General features: G+C 45.1%; 13 protein-coding genes and 1 other RNA gene. 8 read left to right on the top strand and 6 right to left on the bottom strand.

The genetic code is table 11. From position 1 onward, the window contains the following. Positions 1 to 22: 22 nt before the first annotated feature. Together JAO78_RS02435 and JAO78_RS02430 are read right to left on the bottom strand one after the other, a co-directional pair. The gene (locus JAO78_RS02435; RefSeq protein WP_226749756.1) at positions 23 to 3,007 is read right to left on the bottom strand and encodes a TonB-dependent receptor plug domain-containing protein; all 2,985 of its coding nucleotides are present in this window, start codon (positions 3,005 to 3,007) and stop codon (positions 23 to 25) included. A 503-nt stretch (positions 3,008 to 3,510) separates the two neighbouring features. After that, a complete protein-coding gene (locus JAO78_RS02430; protein ID WP_226749755.1) occupies positions 3,511 to 6,492 on the bottom strand; it encodes a TonB-dependent receptor domain-containing protein in 2,982 nt (993 codons plus the stop codon). 273 nt (positions 6,493 to 6,765) lie between these two features. Here JAO78_RS02430 and dinG point away from each other — a divergent pair, with 273 nt between their 5' ends. Genes dinG through JAO78_RS02410 form a run of 4 tightly spaced genes read left to right on the top strand, consistent with a single transcriptional unit; the run spans position 6,766 to position 11,122 of the window. Then, entirely contained in the window at positions 6,766 to 8,820 is a 2,055-nt protein-coding gene (dinG, locus tag JAO78_RS02425) for an ATP-dependent DNA helicase DinG (protein WP_226749754.1), read from the top strand. A 16-nt stretch (positions 8,821 to 8,836) separates the two neighbouring features. Beyond that, on the top strand, positions 8,837 to 9,616 hold the full coding sequence (locus JAO78_RS02420; RefSeq protein WP_226749753.1) for a TSUP family transporter: 780 nt from the start codon (positions 8,837 to 8,839) through the stop codon (positions 9,614 to 9,616). A 1-nt stretch (position 9,617) separates the two neighbouring features. Beyond that, positions 9,618 to 10,187 carry a primosomal replication protein PriC gene (gene priC / locus JAO78_RS02415; protein ID WP_226749752.1) on the top strand — a complete coding sequence of 190 codons (570 nt, stop codon included), beginning with the start codon at positions 9,618 to 9,620 and terminating at the stop codon, positions 10,185 to 10,187. Continuing rightward, positions 10,184 to 11,122, top strand: a complete 939-nt coding sequence (locus tag JAO78_RS02410; RefSeq protein ID WP_226749751.1) for a histone deacetylase family protein — start codon at positions 10,184 to 10,186, stop codon at positions 11,120 to 11,122. Before priC ends, JAO78_RS02410 begins: the two co-directional genes overlap by 4 nt. Here JAO78_RS02410 and JAO78_RS02405 read toward each other — a convergent pair. Further along, positions 11,093 to 12,190: a tryptophan 2,3-dioxygenase family protein gene (locus JAO78_RS02405; protein WP_226749750.1), complete on the bottom strand. Its 1,098-nt coding sequence runs from the start codon at positions 12,188 to 12,190 to the stop codon at positions 11,093 to 11,095. The genes JAO78_RS02410 and JAO78_RS02405 overlap by 30 nt on opposite strands. A 124-nt stretch (positions 12,191 to 12,314) precedes the next feature. Between JAO78_RS02405 and JAO78_RS02400 the strand changes: the two genes are divergently transcribed. Together JAO78_RS02400 and JAO78_RS02395 are read left to right on the top strand one after the other, a co-directional pair. Next, positions 12,315 to 12,572 carry a late competence development ComFB family protein gene (locus JAO78_RS02400; RefSeq protein ID WP_226749749.1) on the top strand — a complete coding sequence of 86 codons (258 nt, stop codon included), beginning with the start codon at positions 12,315 to 12,317 and terminating at the stop codon, positions 12,570 to 12,572. Beyond that, positions 12,572 to 12,727, top strand: coding sequence for a DUF2496 domain-containing protein (locus JAO78_RS02395; RefSeq protein ID WP_226749748.1), 156 nt, complete (start codon positions 12,572 to 12,574; stop codon positions 12,725 to 12,727). Before JAO78_RS02400 ends, JAO78_RS02395 begins: the two co-directional genes overlap by 1 nt. Positions 12,728 to 13,520: 793 nt before the next feature. Here JAO78_RS02395 and ffs read toward each other — a convergent pair. Then, positions 13,521 to 13,617: signal recognition particle sRNA small type (gene ffs, locus JAO78_RS02390), an RNA gene on the bottom strand. Positions 13,618 to 13,726: 109 nt separating this feature from the next. Beyond that, entirely contained in the window at positions 13,727 to 14,596 is an 870-nt protein-coding gene (locus tag JAO78_RS02385; protein WP_226749747.1) for a DUF3014 domain-containing protein, read from the bottom strand. Between the two features lie 137 nt (positions 14,597 to 14,733). Here JAO78_RS02385 and JAO78_RS02380 point away from each other — a divergent pair, with 137 nt between their 5' ends. Together JAO78_RS02380 and JAO78_RS02375 are read left to right on the top strand one after the other, a co-directional pair. Continuing rightward, positions 14,734 to 15,876, top strand: a complete 1,143-nt coding sequence (locus JAO78_RS02380) for a patatin-like phospholipase family protein (RefSeq protein WP_226749746.1) — start codon at positions 14,734 to 14,736, stop codon at positions 15,874 to 15,876. A 134-nt stretch (positions 15,877 to 16,010) separates the two neighbouring features. Continuing rightward, positions 16,011 to 16,952 (top strand): GGDEF domain-containing protein, encoded by a 942-nt coding sequence (locus JAO78_RS02375; protein WP_226749745.1) that lies wholly within the window; start codon positions 16,011 to 16,013, stop codon positions 16,950 to 16,952. On the opposite strand, the gene tilS is transcribed toward JAO78_RS02375, so the two are convergent. After that, positions 16,906 to 18,237: a tRNA lysidine(34) synthetase TilS gene (gene tilS, locus JAO78_RS02370; protein WP_226749744.1), complete on the bottom strand. Its 1,332-nt coding sequence runs from the start codon at positions 18,235 to 18,237 to the stop codon at positions 16,906 to 16,908. The two genes, JAO78_RS02375 and tilS, sit on opposite strands and share 47 nt — an antisense overlap. Positions 18,238 to 18,258: the final 21 nt, after the last annotated feature.

Genomic DNA, 18,258 nt, shown 5'->3' with positions numbered 1-18,258 from the left:
ATCACTAATTCGCTAGCGCAAATTAGAAATCGTAAGACATGTTCAAGAATGCACGACGGCCAATGAACTCATACTGAGAGTACAGGATAGAGTTACCCGCTGTACGTACGCCTGCTGGAGAACCTTGTGGCGGTGCTTTATCAAACAAGTTTGCAATACCGAAGGTCACATCTACACCATAGATATCTCTTTGTACTGAAGCAGAGTGTAGGATGTAAGTAGGTGTTTCAGCAATAAACGTTGATGGCTGACCACGGTAAGTCGTCTGGTTACCATTCGCGAAGTATTTGTAATCGTCTGTGCCTGAAACATAACGCATGTTCCAAGTGTAACGCCAGCCGTCACGATTTAACGTGGTGCTTAACGTACCTACGTGCTTCGGATCACCTACATCACCAACATATTGCGAAGGATCACTGTCAGGGAACTGCTTGAATGAACGCTCAAACTGAACCGTGTGATCTAAGCGAATACGTAATGAACCAAAATCAAAATCATCTTGGTAAGTAAACAAGAAGTCAGTACCACGGACTTTTTGTTGTGCTACGTTGACATAACCACCACGAACGGTGTCAATACCAAAGTCGCCTGCTGCAGAACCATCACGACGCGTAAACTGGTCACAGAATGGCTCATTTGGGAAGTTTTCTGAACGGTAGCATAAGTCTAAAACAGTACCACCACCAATGTTAGACACTTGGCTGCTGATCACAACATCGTAGTAATCTGCTGAGAAACCAAATTTGTCTTCCGGGCTCTTCCAAACAATACCAATGCCTTGGGAAATCGAGGTTTCGGCTTCAAGTAGACCTGCACCACCACCGGTGATAGAAGTCATTGAGCTACCTGGATTAACATAAGTAGCTGGCACACCATCAGCATTACAGTTAGCCGCTATACGAGGGTCAATTGTACCTTCATCTAAGCGAGCAGACCAGTTTAAGCAAGGATCGTTACCAGTTTGGTTCAAGAAGCCCGTTTGGCCTTCTAAGAACAACTCAAACAGTGCCGGAGCACGGAATGAAGAACCACGAGAAGCACGAACTTGGAATCCGTTACCGATAACCCAGTTTGCAGATACTTTAAACGTTGAATCAGAGCCGTAAGTAGAAACATCAGTCCAACGACCAGAAGCGGTGATATCCAAACTTTCCGCTAAGAACATATCACGTAAAACTGGCACAAACACTTCACTGTAAACTGCACGAGTGTTGGCAGAACCAGCAGTGATACCGGCACCCGTAGAACCCCACAAGTTGCCTGCTAAAGTAGCTTCACCTGGCACGTCATTTAACGCATCTTGTTGAAATGATGCACCTACCGCAGTACTGATCATACCGGCTGGTAATTCAAACAAATCACCGGTGATATAACCGTCGATAGTTGATTGACGATAAGTTGTTACACCATAGTCAATATCAAATAAGAAGTCTTTAACGGCTTGAGATTGATTACCATTGATGTGATCTGGGCTTAACCAATCTACTGGTGTACAGGCCTTACCTGAAACAGGTGATACTGCACCGGCACATGGGCCACCGTATACAGCATTTTGAGCCATATCCATCGCATCAAATAGGATAACTTTGTTGTTGTATGTACCTTTGTTGTAACTGTTTTGGAATGACACATCCCAAGACCAATCACCTAATGAGCCTTCTAAGCCTAATACGTAACGACTGTAATCAATAGTCGTTTCACCGCCAGAGTGGTCAGTCATCGCAACAGGCATGAAACCTACAGCATCACCACCCCATCCATCAACTGTACCACCACGAATGTAACGTCTGCCACCTAATTGCGCGGTCCAGAACTGACGGAAGCTGTTCACTTCAGTCTTACGTTGACTGTAAATTAACTCAGAATAGGCTGAAATATTATCAGTTAAATCATAATCACCCATCATGAACACAGAAGCCACTTCGCTTTCTGGGATCATAGATTGTGCGTTTTGGAATGGGTGATCAGCATCAGCCCAGCCATCTGTTTCTTTATCGTAAGAAACAGGGTACCAACCGTTTGGTACAGAAATGTTATTAGGACCAGGTGAAGTAATTAAGCTGTTAAAGGTTGGACGGTTAGCAGCCGCGAAAAAACCGTCGTAGTCATATTGAGCTTTTACGCCAGTACGGAAGTTTGAGGCGCCTGGTGCATAGTTGAAAATCCATACGCCGTATTGCGAAGCACTACAGTGGTAATCACCGGTACGTGGATCGATAGGATCAGTACGCTCACCTGGGTTAGCTTGGCTGTAGAATAAACGCTGGTTACAATCGAAGAAATCACGATCGCCACGCGCTAACTCAGTTTGCAAGTTATAGTCAGCTACCACGCGGAATGAACCACGGTCAAAGGTTTTGCCGTAAGTTGCATTTAAACGATAATTTTCACCGCCAGATTCAAATGGCTGGTCAAGGTTAACAGTAACGTTAGAACCATCGCCTTTTTTGGTGATGATGTTGATAACACCGGCTACTGCGTCAGAACCGTATAAAGAAGACGCACCGTCTTTTAATACTTCAATACGCTCTACCGCAGATAAAGGAATTGAGTTTAAATCGAAAGCAGCAACTTGACCGCGAGTACCCGCAGGGCCAGCACGACGGCCGTTTAATAATACTAATGTGCGGTTAGCACCTAAACCACGCATAGAGATTGATTCGTTACCCGCACCACCGGCAGTGACGAAACCAACAGATAATGCTGAGATTAATTGGCTTGAGCCAGCAGCAACAGTAGAAGTACGCAGTAATTCACCTAAAGTACTTAAACCTTGGTCTTTTGCTAATTCAGTGCTGATAATAGTAATAGGAGAAGCGCTATCTAAACCATCAGTGCGGATGCGCGAGCCGACAACCTGAATGCGTTCAGTTTTTTCATCTTTTTTTGCTGTTTCGTCTTCTTCAGTTTCTTGCGCTGAAACAGAACCGGCAAATGCCAATGTTGTTGCAGCACCGAAAACCATTGCTAGCCGAACTGCTTTGCTTAGCTTGTTATTGGTGAACATATTTAACTCCCTGGATGACTCTTCAGAGTATCTCGTTGTTTTTTGTAGTCAGTCACATCTTTATGTGTGTCTGCTGAGAATCGCCCGAATACAATCTCGGTACAACACTGCCCGATAATATGCAGCAAAAAAATTCAGGTCAAGATTAAAAGCATGTTATTAGTCGCAAAAATTGAACTTTTTGACACTATTTCTTTTTATGTGTTAACAAAACAATACAGCCCACAAAAAACAAATAAAAACAAACATTTCAGCATCATTAAATTTACATCCAGCACTCTTAACATCATTTTTGGCTTCTAAATTAATTAGAAAGATTTAGCGAAAGTTTATGAAATAAATAAAAATCATTCTTCAGTTAACTCATAGTCAACCTTGCAGATAGCTTTACAAGTACCCACTGCCGTTACTTGCTCAATAAACATGATACTTTTTTCATTGATGCAAAAAAAAACCTCTGACAATTGTCAGAGGTTTTTATTAACCGAATAACTTACGCAATATTAATATTTCAGAGAAATACCAAAACGGTAAGTACGGCCTAACATGTCATAGTAACCTGGGAAAGTGTTACCGTTGTTCACTGAAGTACTACCTGCTTCACCACCAACGACTGGCGCGTCACGGTCGAATAAGTTATCTACACCGAAACGGATAGTCAGGTTTTCAGAAGCAACATAGCTTGTGGCTAAGTCGAAGTAGCTGAATGAACCAATTTGACGGAAGGCTTCAAAAGTAGCAGCTTGTTGCGCAGTTTCACGCTCGATTGAACCTAAGTAACGCCATAACAGTGATACTGACAGGTCATTCATGTTCCAAGTAGTACGTTGTGTCGCTTTAATTTCGTGCTGTGGGTTACAGTTAGTACCGTAGAAACCATTACAATCAATCACTGACGATACTGGTGAGCTTAAGCTCTTCACTTCTAGATACTTGTTGATGTTACCCGCAAAATCCAACATACCCATATCACCTAAATCAAAACCGAAGTTGAAAGCCGCTTCAACACCGCGAGTTTTGATATAAGACAGGTTGGTGGTATAGGCTTCAACACCTGCACCAGGGATGTTTAATGAACCACCGATACGCGTGATTTGCGCACACTGTGCGGCATTACCAAGCTCATAACAGCCATCTAAGATTTCTTGAGCAGTGTTTTCACCGATGTAACCATCAATGTTGATGTCATAGTAATCAACAGAGAACATTGCACGTTTAATAGAGTCAAACTCTGGGCTCCAAACAAAACCTACTGTTGTAGTATTGGCGGTTTCTTCGTTTGGTAAACTATCAGGGTTAGAACCTGACAGAATGTTGATCTGACCAGATACGATATCATTAACCTGACCAACTTGTGCTGCAGTTTGGCCTGTTGAAATACACAGAGCACGTAACGTAGCACTGATATTCGGGTTAGATACTGAACATGGGTCTAAATCAGCGTTATCTAAGTTAGTGGTTAATGGCGCATACAACTCACCTACGTTAGGTGCACGCGTTGCTTTTTGCTTCATAACACGAACTAACAACTCGTCAGTTGGACGGTAAGCTAAACCTAGTTTCCAGCTGCCTGTTGCGCCAACAGTGTCGAAGTGAGAGTGACGGTAACCGAACTCTAACTCAAGCAGGTCAACCAGTTCTTTGCCTTCAACTAGTGCTAATTTACCTTCGCCGTATAATTCATTCACTTTGAACGAACCACCAACAGGTAATGAGTTACCGCCTGCGCCACCTAAACAGCTAGTTGGTGCAAGTTTCAAACACTCATCTGGGTTGAAGAATGCCGATTCTTCACGATACTCATAACCAAAGCTCATGGCTAAAGGTGTATCAGCAAATGGAGAAACCACAGCATCAATTGGACCATCGATTACTGCAGAAACAACACGTTGTTGATAAGCCGTTGTAGAGAAAGCCGTTGCTGAAGCATAAGCTGCCATTTCTGGCGTAATAGTACCAAAACCACCAAACAGGTTAATTGGCACACAACCAGCGCCGCCGGTGTTACAGGTAGTGGTGCTTGAAGCGTTTAATGCGTTAGCAATGTTGGCAACGTTAGTATAACCGGCGTTGGTATTTACACGGTTCGTTTCACCGTGTTGTAAAGACACATCGTATGCCCATGAGTCATTGATAAAGCCTTTTACACCACCGATTAACTGGAACTGATCAGTATTGAACTCAGTTGAACGGGGGCCAAGCTCCACTGTACGACGGAAGATAGAAAGTAACAATGAGTCAGGGGTATCAACTACACCGTTATTGTTGCCATCAATCCATGTCGTTAAACCAGGACCGTTTAACTGGCTGATGCTGTTATTCGCTGCAGTTACTAAAGCGCTACGAGCTTGATCAGAGAAAAATGGGTTAGCAACTGGTACCATAAAGGTATTACCGAAAATACCTGATGGAGCAACTTGTTGTAATACGTTAGTATTTGTAAAGTTGAATGAGCCGTATACAGTTGTATCATCATTGATGTCCCAATGCGCAATAGCAGTACCGCTAAAACGCTTAGAAGGTGTTTGATAATAGTTATACGGGTTGAAGTTAAAGGCCGAACATGTTGGGCCAATCACTAGAGAACCGTCATCACGGAATTGACCGCTGGTGCCTGTGGCGCCAACAATACCTACGCGTGTTGGGATTGTTGTACCGCTACCACCACCTGGTGCTACTACGTTTGGCGCGTTTTGGCCACATAATGGCTGTGTTGGTGGAATAGGTGCAATACCTTGTTGGAAGTTAGATAAGTTACCGCCAGACGCAGTAGAAATACCATAATTACCTAAAGTACGTTGACCTAATAATAATGGGTCACGGTCATAGTAACTGAAAGAAACAACGGCGTTACCTTTATCATCGTCAAAGTTGCCACCGATGGTTAAAGCAATGTTGTCTGTAAAGGCATCGGCTTCAGCCGTTCTTGAATGGCCTGCATCTAACTGCACACCTTCAAAATTCTTTTTCATGATGAAGTTAATTGCACCAGAGATTGCATCAGAACCGTAAACGGCTGAAGCACCACCAGTAACCACTTCTACACGGTCGATTAGTGCAGTAGGGATAGTAGAGGTATCTACGCTACCTGCAGTGTTGAATGGCACAACGCGCTTGCCATCAACCAAAATAAGGTTACGGTTTGAACCTAAGCCACGTAAACTGATAGTGGCTGCGCCGCCTGTACCGTTGTTCACGTTACTGTTGTCACCTGGGACTGCGCCAGGTAATACACGAAGTACGCGTTCAATTTCAGGTTGTTGTTGTTTTTCAATTTCTACAGCATCAATAGTATTGATTGGGCTGGTAGACATTGCGTTTGCACTTCTGATACGGCTACCCGTTACAGAAATACGTTCAACTTTTTCTTCTGCTGCTGGTGTTTCTTGTTGAGCGAATGCAGCACCAGAATACATAGCAACTGATGACGCACTCAAGAACAAAGCAAGACGCACTGAGCCCGAAATTTTATTAGTGGTAAACATGGTGTTCTCCCTGGATCACATTGGGTGTGATTCTGTGTATAAGCTTTATCCTGACTTTTGAAAAAGTTCAAGAAATCGTTGGAATTATTATTCCACGTCTTGATAATAAACATAACAATCGGGCTGGTCAATCATGTCAACCAAACAAAGTTGTTCAACATTTGTATTTTTTAACCGCGAAAAGCATTAAATACCTTTACTATACAAATCAGATACATACTGATGCAAAAGTAACTTTTGACGAGCAAATGTAAAAACTAAGAAGATTTTAAGATGCTAAATAACGGTACAAAACAACAGATTAGGCAAATACACCAACAATTAAAACAACAATTGCCTAACTACCAGCCTCGGCCCACGCAGAATAAATTGATTGCGGAAATAGCGAATATCGTTGCAGGCAAGTACGATAGACACGATCGCATCGGTTTAATTGAGGCGGGTACCGGTACCGGCAAATCTTTAGCCTATTTGCTTGGCACCCTACCTTATGCCTTAAGTCAAAAGAAAATAGTGGTGATTGCGACGGCAACAGTGGCACTGCAAGAGCAGCTTATTAATAAAGACCTACCTTTTTTTCGGCAACACAGCGGCTTAGAGTTTGATTACAGTCTGGTAAAAGGCCGACAGCGCTATGCCTGCATTGAACGCTTACAACAACTTATTCAACAACCTACGCTGTTTAGTCAGGATGCACCTGATGCCCATCAACAAGCGTTATTACAACGTTTGTTAGACGCTTGGCAACAACGTAGCTGGCTGGGCGACCGCGATACGTTACCCGAGCCTGTAACTGACGAGCTCTGGTATAGCTTACAAGCCGATGCCCACTACTGCAGTAAAACACAGCGTCGACATTTACACTGCCCTTTTCACTTAGCCCGTGCTGAAATCAGCAATGCACAAGTGCTAGTGGTCAATCACAGTTTACTGTTATCAGACTTATTAAACGGTGGCGCGGTATTGCCCGAACCGGCAGAAACCCTTTATGTGATTGATGAAGCACATCATCTTGCAAGCTGTGGCAGAGAGCTACTGAGCGCCAGCGCGCAATTAACGGAAAATGGCCCTTGGTTAGTGAAATTACGCAAAACGCTTACGCAACTTCAAGCCGTTTTACCCGATACCGCATTGCGCGATTGCATGCGCTTAGACGATGCGGTGAGTGATTTTAACGTCGCGCTTAAACCGATTCAGCGCAGTGTGCAAGAGTTTCTACCCAGTTGGTTTAGCAGTAAACAGCAAACCGAATATCGTTTTAAACACGCGGCTTTACCCAAATTGTGGCAGCAACAAGCTGAGGTTTTGGCACAAGCGGGCCAAAAAGCCACTAACCTGTGCGATAAGTTGTTAACCGAGCTACAGCAAAAGCTTTCGGAAAACAGTAAGATCCCTAAGCTGTGGTACACGTTATTACAAGAGTTAGCTTATGCACGCCAACGCTTTGAGCAACAGCAAGCCCTGTGGCAATTATTACAACAAGCGCAAAAAGAACCTGCTTGGCAAGCGCGTTGGTTACAGCGGCGTGCTGATACCGATCTTTTATTTATGCACGCCAGCCCCTTGGCTGCAGGCTTACAATTAGAACAGCTGTTATTTAGCCAAGCCTTTGCGGTGATCCTTTGCTCTGCCACACTGACCGCCTTAAACTCGTTCGATTATGCAAAAAAGGAATTAGGGTTAAATGCCCATACTGGCTTGCAATGTTTACAAGTCGATTCACCTTTTGCTTATCAACAACAAGCTGAAATACTGCTACCCAAAACACGCTGTGAACCTACTGACAGCGCTTTTACCGCTGAATTGGTGCGCCTATTACCGCATTATCTCAATACCCCTGCCGGATCGTTGGTGTTATTTGCGTCTTATTGGCAAATGCAAGAAGTGGCCACGGAGCTTCGCAAACAAGGTTTTACGCTACTGGTACAAGGCGAGGCTTCGCGACAAGCTTTGCTGCAATTACATGCAGACAGGGTGAATGGCGATAACGCCAGCATATTATTTGGCACACAAAGCTTTTCGGAAGGGTTAGATTTACCTGGTAAACTGCTGACCAATTTAGTGATCACTAAACTTCCCTTTGCCGTGCCCACTTCACCGCTGGAAGAGGCCTTGAGTGAAGCCATCACCGCCCGAGGCGGTAATGCTTTTTTACAATTAAGTATTCCGGCTGCGGCGAAAAAACTGGTGCAGTCTTGTGGTAGACTGCTGCGCCAAGAGCAAGATGAAGGGCGTATCGTTATTTTAGATCGCCGACTGGTAAGTAAAACTTATGGTAAAGCCATGCTTGATGCACTGCCGCCATTTCGACGAAATATAGAATACTGACAGGATCTCAACCGTTATGCCCGAGCTGGTTCTTACGACAGAACTGCTGCTATTACTCTGCAGTGTGGCCTTTATTGCCGGTTATATTGATGCTATCGCCGGGGGTGGTGGTTTATTAACTGTACCGGCTTTGCTTACCGCGGGCTTGCCACCGCATGTGGTGTTAGGTACCAATAAACTGGCCGCGACCTTTGGTTCTTTTACCGCTTCGCTTACTTATTATCGAAAGCGTCTATTTAACCCGCGTTATTGGCGCACCAGCCTGATTTTTACCGCCCTAGGCGCATTAATCGGTACCTTGGTCGTCGATCAATTAAGTACCGTATTGCTAGAAAAACTGTTACCCATCCTCATTCTTTTTGCTGCGATCTATACCCTATTTAATCGCATGCAGCCCGATGATCGGATGACATTACCGACACCGAGTAAAAAATTGTTTTGGCAACAACGTCTGCAGGGGCTCACATTGGGCTTTTATGATGGCGTAGCCGGCCCGGGTACTGGCGCTTTTTGGATGGTATCGACCATGGCAATGTATAAAATTAACTTACTACTCACCAGTGGTGTCGCCAGAACCATGAATTTTGTCAGTAATGGGTTTTCATTGGCCGCTTTTATTGTGCTGGGCCATGTACATTTTACCCTCGGTTTAGCCATGGGTTTTTGCTTGATGTGCGGCGCATGGTTAGGTGCGCACTCTGCCATTCGTTTCGGTACTAAGTTTATCCGGCCCGTATTTATCAGTGTGGTCATTGCCATTGCGGCACGTTTAGCGTGGCAGGCTTGGAGTGCTTAAGATGAACAGCTTCACCTCGGAGCAACTGCGTCATTTACAAGCTCAATTGCAGCAATTATTAAGCTGGGCGCAACAACTTGATCGGCAAAGAAAACCCGGTAAGCCGGTGCACTGGTTCGATTCGGCCTTGTTTAGTTGTCATTCACCGGATCTGGCAGATTATGTGCAGGATAGCGTGCGTAATCTAAACCGACTGCAACAACAGGCTGATCATTTATCTACCACAGCCAAACAACGGATTACTGAACGCTTAAATGAACAAATTTCGGCGTTAACCCAGGCATTCCGGCTCAATCAAGTGCGCCAACAACATCAGCATGTCGCGGCTCCTCGTAGTAAAGCGGCGGTGCAACAACTTGCGGTCACAGGTCAGCAGTTATATCAACAGCTAAGTGAATACCAACAATATGAAAGCCGCTTATTAGACATGGTGCGACAAGCCGAGCGGGAAAGTGATGCAGAAGCAACCAACCGCACTTTGACCCTACATGGTCGCTTGGGTCGCTGTCGAAAAGCGATTTATGAGGTTGAGTTAGCCATTCAAAAACTGGAGTCAGGAAAAAACCGATGAGCCAAGCGCTACCGCCGCTAATTTATCATCCTTGTTACAGCGAATTGGCTTTACCCGAACGCCATCGTTACCCAATTGGTAAGTATCGCGCTTTGCAACAAGCACTGCTCGCTATCGGTGTACCTGCTGCACATTTTACCGAAGCGCCAGCTGCCCTACCGGCCGATCTCAGTTGTATACATGCAAGTCACTATGTTGAAGCCTTATGCAGCGGCACGCTGGATGCCAAAGCCATGCGCCGTATTGGTTTTCCGTGGTCTGAACAACTAATTTCACGCTCATTGCAATCGATAGGTGGCACTTTACACACCGCAGAATTAGCGTTAGCGCAAGGCTTAGCCGTGCATCTAAGCGGTGGTTATCATCACGCTTTTCATGATTTTGGCAGTGGCTTTTGCTTGTTTAATGATTTGGCTTTCACCGCGAAAACATTGAAACAACGGGGTGTGGGCCCGGTCTTAATTTTTGATCTGGATGTGCATCAAGGCGATGGTACCGCGCTGCTGTTAGCCAATGAGCCAGAGATTATCACTGCTTCCATTCATTGTGAGAAAAACTTTCCGGCACGCAAACAGCACTCTGATTGGGATATTGGCGTAGCAACGAACTGTAGCGAACACGAGTATTTAGAAACCGTGCAGCAAAGCTTAGACAGTTTATTAACGTGGTATCGCCCTGAACTGGTTTTGTACGACGCAGGCGTGGATGTGCATAAAAATGATGATTTAGGTTTATTATCGATCAGCACGGCCACTATCGCCCAGCGCGATCAGTTAGTTCTCGAAAGCTGCCGCGCCAAACATATCCCGGTCGCGGCAGTCATTGGCGGAGGCTATCAACGCGATCTCGCCGCACTCACTGCGGTGCATCTGCAGTTATTTAAAGCGGCGTTCAACGTATTTGGCTCAAGCTTGGGGCGCGAAATAAAAACCTAACTGCCGTTTGATCGGCGTGGGTAAGGCCGGTAAAGCTGACTTTGGCAGTAAAAAAGTTGCCATAGTGAATAAATCGGTGAAGATACGATTCTTCTCAGTAGTGCGCTTTAAATAATCATGCCCTGACGAGCCACCGGTGCCAATTTTACTGCCCAACATCCGTTGTACCATCATGGCATGCTTGTAACGCCAGATCGTCAGTTGCTCATCAATCTCTGTTAAACAAGTTAATAACTGAAACGGTAAATTGAACAGCGGTTCTTCTTGATACAAGTTGATAAACAAGGCCGATAGCATGGCTTTTTGACTTAACCGAAAACTACCTTGCTGTTGTAATTGCTGATATTTCTCCGGATCGAGTAAGGCCGAAAATTTTTCACGCGTACGGGCAATTTCTTGCAACTGAAGATCACGCTCGGTATCCGATATCTGCTCAATTTGCGAAACGATACTCTGATCATTTTGCAACATCTGCTCGGTTGCTTGTTGGTACATTTGCCAAAAACTAAAGTCTTCAAATTGTAAGAACGGCATGCGCTCTAACCACTTTTCAATGCGTTCAAACAAACTTGGCGCCTGCTCTAAGTTTTGTAAAAACTCACGATCGGCGTCATTTAACCGGCTATAAAATGAGTTTTTATCAAAATCGATGCGAAATTCGCTTTTTAAACCCAAACCAATTTCGAGCATTTTAAATTGAATGCTCTGAAAACCGGAGGCCGGCACTAAGTAATCGCGAAACGCCATAAAGTCTTGCGGTGTCATCGTTTCGATGACTGCAATTTGCTGATTAAGCAGTTGTTGAATACTGATAATACGCTTTAATTTATGCACCATACCGGTCAATTGTTCATCTTTGACTTCAGCTTCAGCGAACACCGCCATAACAGCACCTAGCTCATGCAAAATTTGTTTAAACCACAGTTCATATACCTGATGTACTATAATGAATAAGGTTTCATCATGGGCTTCAGCGCCATAGCGCTTACTTTCCGGGGCTTGGGCGGTTAAAAGCTTGTCGAGTTGCAAGTAATCGCCGTAGTAACATGCTGTTGTATTTTTTTGCATACGCTTAATAACCACTTATCGCTGTTCAGCGCATTGTAACAAGGCGCGCAACTAACTCAATCTTTCAGTAGTCTTTTCGATCAAAGCTGATTATGCTTAAAGTACATTAACGAGGAGAAACGCCATGACATTGGATAGCGATATTCATAATTTTTATGAAAAACTATTGTTAGATCATATTGTTGAGCTGGGATTAGACCAAGAAAAAGACAGCGAGTATTTAGCTGATTTATGCTGTATCTCTTTAAATTTATTACCGCCACGATACATTCGCTATGAAGTGGATATGTCATTTTACATGCCACAAAGCGAACGCTTTGAAATGCAAATGAAAGTAAAAGAAGCTACTAGCCGCGCCCGCAACTTTTTGGATAACCAGTAATGTCATCTCTTGAGCAGGCACCCGACCATGTCAAACTGGCCGTCGATTTAATTTTGTTGCTAGAACAACAAAATTTGCCTGCAGCAACCTTGCTGGCTGCCTTAAAATTAGTCGTCAAAGATACTGAAAACAAACTGGCCGGGGCCTTAGAATAAGCGCGGAGTAGCGAACCGCTCAAAGGCGATGAGTTAACCTTTTCGCCGTTGGCGATACAGGTTCTTTTTCGGGATCGCGAGCCACAAGCTTCGGGGTCAGATACCTAGACCCCTCTATTACGCAGCGTTTAGCGTTTTCGCCGTTGGCGAGATACTTTCTTTTGCGTCGCAAAAAGAAAGTATCCAAAGAAAATGCGACCCTACGTTGCTGCGAAACACCGGCTCAACCTAACACAGCCAAGGCGACGAGGTAACTCGTTCGGCACTACCGTGCCTCGCTCAAACACCCCTCGTCTTAAAACCTTGGCCGCGCTAGCTTGCCCGGCTTGCAACGTAATGGGATTAACAGCAAGAACGGTTATGACTTTTTGCATTCACGTGGATTTAGCTTCGCAGTCAGATACCTAGATCATAACCGTATGCTGCAGATTACATTTTTAATCTCTAGTCTCTGCCCCTGAGGGATCGGATTAAAGCTGGATGAGTTAATAGCGAAGTAAACTTTGGCTGGAGACGTCTTTTTCAGGGATGAAAAAGAGGAGCGTACAGGGAGGTATTTACCGCGTGCTCCAGCCGAAGCTTTACGCAGCGTTTAACGTTTTCGCGAGCATTCGGGGGCTGATACCATAATTCTCGTCTTAAAACTTTACCGCGCCAGGTTGAACGGCTTGCAATGTAATGGGATTAACAGAAGATCACTTCGGGTTGATGCGGGGCGAGTTAACAGCGAAGCAGCAGTTTAGGCCAAAGTTTTGAATGAAATAGAGTAAACAACGAGGGAGTTGGGTGGCAACTCCACCAGCCACATCCCGGCACATACATCATAAACTGTGGCTGCTTCCTTCCGGACCTGACCAGGTTCGCCTACTAGTATTGCGAGAGGACCAATGGAGTTGCCATGGTATTGCCTTGATGGCAGCGCGCATTATCCGCAAAACCGTTCGGGGTTGCAAGTGCTAAGCAGCAAGCTGCAACCCTAACGCTGATAAAAACAACAGTTTAATTACCTAAAGCTTGCTGATAGGTTTGCAGCACCGCTTTTAAACGACGTTGTTGCGCCGGTGATAAGCGTAATAATTGTTTCTGCGCTTCAGGTAACGCCTCTAACTGCGGATCAGCGTAAACATACATGACCGAAGGGCGGATTAATTCGGGCTGACTCGACAACTCTGGCGTAGCCAGCAATAGATTAATCGTTTGACGTAAACGCTGTTCAAAACTCATGTCAGGATAGCCGAGTTCGGCGAAAGCCTCGTCAAGCAAGGGTTGATAGCGCGCTTTCAAAGCCAATAACTGTCTTGCTGGTACGCTTTCTAACAGCTGAATATAAGGCTCATAGCGGGCGGCATTCGCTGCAGCCATCCTAAAACGATCCGGTGACACTTGCTCAACTAAAAAAGCGTCAGCCGGTGCAGATAACACGGCATGGCCTGCGACTAATCGGCCTTGCGCTAAATTATCAACCGTGACCACAAAATGCCGCACCATATCTTCACGATTAAATAGCGATGCCATACCCGCTTTCCAGTTCAGCGCTAACAAATCTTCGCTTATCACTTTATCAGAGGTATTCAAAGGTGGTAACGGCGGTAGCTCGGGTTTCACTTCGGCCATGGGTGTTTCAATGGTTGCTATCGGCTCTGGCATAACGGCAGGTTCGTTAACAGGTTCAGGTTGCATTTGCTCAGCTTGCTCTACTGCGGCAACTTGTTCGGGTTGCGGTAATAATACCGGTGGCAGCATGACGGTTTCGGTCGGTTCGGCCGGGCCTTTGAATAAAAACCATAATGCAGCGATAATGATTAAAACTACGCCGGCTAAACCGGCATAATATACGGACTGTCCACCACCTGAAGCTTGTTGTGACATAGTGATTTACCTGTGCTTTTGAAATAAATAACCCTTAAGGGTGTCTAGCATTGCATTAATCTCAATTATCAGCAATATACTAATTGAAGAGTACAGGTTGTAGAAAAAGTTCAGTACAGGATGTTTAACACCTTATTATGCAAACAGACCCCACAGTAACATCTAGCAAGACCGCATTAATGTTAACCGGTGGTGGCGCACGAGCGGCCTATCAAGTTGGCGTGCTTAAAGCGATTGCCAGTCAATATCCACGCAGTAGCCCACTACCATTTAAGATTATCAGTGGCACTTCTGCTGGCGCCATCAATGGTGCAGGCCTTGCCTGCTATGCCTCTTGTTTTCATTTAGGGGTGAAAAAAATTGAATCGGTTTGGCGAAACTTTCATACCGCGCAGGTTTATTACTCTGATTATCCTCGGCTAATTCGCCATCAAATTCGTAATGTTTATAGTGCCTTTCAAGCAGACTATGCCAATAAAAAACCGGTCAGCTTACTGGATAACAAACCGCTTAAACAGTTATTAAACAAAATTCTCGACTTGCAGCGCATTGACCTAAATATTATGCGCGGTTATCTGTCTAGCTTCTCGGTTACCGCCTCTTGTTATAATACTGGCGATTCGATTAGCTTTTTTCAATCTGATACGGCAGAAGAATGGCGCCGAGCCAAACGTTGTGGCCAACGCACCCTGTTAGATGTACATCATTTAATGGCTTCTGCGGCGATACCGCTGCTGTTTCCCTCGGTACGTATCCATCAACGCTACTTTGGTGATGGCTCAGTTAATCAATTGGCGCCCCTTAGCTCGCCGATCCATTTGGGTGCTGACAAAATTTTGATTATTGGTGTCGACGATCCACGCCGTGGTGCTTTTCGAGAGCGCAGCTTACACCACCCAGATTTAGCCACGGTGGCAGGTCATTTACTTGATACGGTATTTACCGACACGCTGAACTCCGATTTAGAGCGAATGCAGCGCATCAATAAAACCGTTGAGCTGTTAAAGCAGCACAATATTGAAACGGAACTCAAGCCCGTGCAAAGCTACATGATTAATCCAAGCCAAAATTTTAATCAATTAGCCAGTGAATACTTTTTGTGTTTACCGATCGCCATTCGCTCCCTATTGCGCGTTACGGGTATTCGGCAACACTCTGATTCAAGCTTAGTCAGTTATCTATTATTCGAACAAAAATACACGCGCCGTTTAATTGAATTAGGCTTTGAAGATGGTATGCAGCAGATGGATAGCATCATGCAATTTCTTGCCGCACCATAAAATTAATGCCGTCAAAAAACCGCCAACCTTAAACACAATTAAACTTAATCAAGTAAAAACAATAACTTAAAAAACTGGCCTAACATTTGCTTAATCCTTATCAGTGCAACAATAAATTCTGGTAAGGTGAGCATATGTGGCAAGAATCAAGCAACTTAACTAACGCGTTTGGTGACTTATCCATCGGCAGTATTTGGCAAGAAACTCCAGACTGCAGTGAAAGCAGTTTAGTCAGTCAATTACAAACCACCTTAGACTTGCAGCAGCAATTGGATATTTTTTCCATGAGCGCAGGTCGTGTTTTGCCTCTTTGCGGAATGACGTTAAATACCCACTCCAGCAACTTGCAAGCCCGTGGTTCAAAAAAAGGGGCTTATCATCACCAATCAAAATTGGTGCTAGAAAACCAAGTATTAGCTGAGATTAGTTATGATTCGGCGCATGCGTTTACGCCTTTAGTGCAACGGCAACTGCTGTTATTAGAATCAGAGTGGCTGTTTGCATTGCGCAATGCACTATTGGTCAGTCGCTTGCAGCAAATGGCTTTGAAAGATCCATTAACCACGTTAGGCAACCGTCGCTTTTTTGACGATAGTTTTGTCAAATCCGTGCAACTGGCTAAGCGCCACCAACTACCTTTGACGTTATTGTTATTAGATTTAGATAACTTTAAACAAGTTAATGATAACTCTGGCCACTATGTGGGTGATGAGGTGTTAATCGCGGTAGCAGATTGTATGCGGGAATCGCTAAGAGCCACTGACAGCTTGTTCCGCTTTGGTGGGGACGAATTTGCGGTATTGCTCTCTGATAGTGATGCAGAGCATGCGGATGTGGTGGCTGATCGTTTACTGCAAAGCATTTATACAAATGCTTTTTTAGCGAGCCATAACGTCGGTTGCAGTATTGGTATGGCGCGGTTATCGGCTGAACATCAACCGCGCGATTTATTTCATGCCGCCGATGAAGCCTTATACCAGGCTAAATTATCAGGCAAAGGTCGGGTCAGTCAATATAATGGCGGCCGTATTAAGTTGCTAGAAAAGGCAGCTCATTCTTTGCTGGCTGCCAGCTAAGCCACGCTTTAGCTTGTTCATCGCTGTAGCTACTGGCATAACCAGCGACTAACACCAATTGGCCCTCATGCAGCAGCAACGGTATTTGCCCTCGCTGCCAAGGGGGCGATTGCCATAGCTTAAACCACTGCTTTAACGGCTTAGTCTGCTTTCCTGTCGGTTTAAACGGCAAATTTAACATACCAAATACCACTTGATACTGCTGTGACGCTTCAGCTATTGCTAATGCTCCCGCTACCTTGGTTTTATGCCAGAGTAACTGCCCCCGATCTTCGGGTAACTGACAGGCTTGTTGCCAAGTTAATACGCAACTGGGTAAGGCTTGCCGTTGAGAATCGTTATTCAGTAAATAAAGATGCTGTTGATAACGGCGAACCAACAAGCGCCCGGCCACTAATTGCGGCTGAGCATCGGCTTTCGCCGCGATAACTTGCTGTTTTAACGTTAAAAGCCACTGTGTATCTGGATTAAAGCCGGCAGCATATAACCAACGGCGTAACACCAAGTCTTGCTGTAGCGGATGCTGCTGACTCAGTGCAATAAGATCGAGCTTATCTGGCGTGGCACAACGCGCTAACGCTTGTTCGGTATAATATTCCGCTAAACTGGCGGCATCTTGCAGATGTTGCACACTGCGCCCTACCGTACTGAGCCACTGCGGCCAGCGCTGTTTTAATACCGGGCTCACCGCATGTCGCACAAAATTGCGCTCAAACTCGGTGTTCTGATTACTTTCATCTTCTACCCAAGACAGCGCATGGCTAGTGGCATAATCCATTAACTGTTGGCGACTGATGGCCAGTAACGGCCGCCACAACTGGCCTTTGGCAAAATGTCGACAGCTTGGCATGGCGGCTAAACCGTTTAAGCCGGCACCGCGTTTTAATGCTAGCAGTAAGGTCTCGAATTGATCATCTGCATGATGTGCGCACACTAAGCTCGTTTGAGGCTCAGTAATATAATCCGCTAGTACCTGATACCTTGCGCGGCGTGCTTGTTGCTCAATATTGGTATTAGACGGCAGGTGTACATGGCAAAGCTCAAAAGGCAGGTTAAGCTGTCGACACTGTTGCTGGCAGAAACGGGCCCAGGCATCGGCTTGCGGGCTTAGCCCGTGATGTACATGCACCACTTGCAAGGGAATGGCGTGTTGTTGGCATAAAGGCCAAAGTAAATGCAATAAAACTTGTGAGTCTAAGCCACCGCTATAAGCCAACACCAGCCGCGAGGGCTGGTGTTGATGCAGTTGCTTGAGCAAATACTGGCTTAAGTCTGTTCGGTGCAAAGCTGACCTATCCTCAGCTAG

This window comes from Alishewanella maricola, from assembly GCF_016343785.1.
Lineage (GTDB): Bacteria > Pseudomonadota > Gammaproteobacteria > Enterobacterales > Alteromonadaceae > Alishewanella > Alishewanella maricola.
The sequence above is the reverse complement of the archived record's forward strand: the minus strand, read 5'-3'. Positions and strand labels throughout refer to the sequence as shown.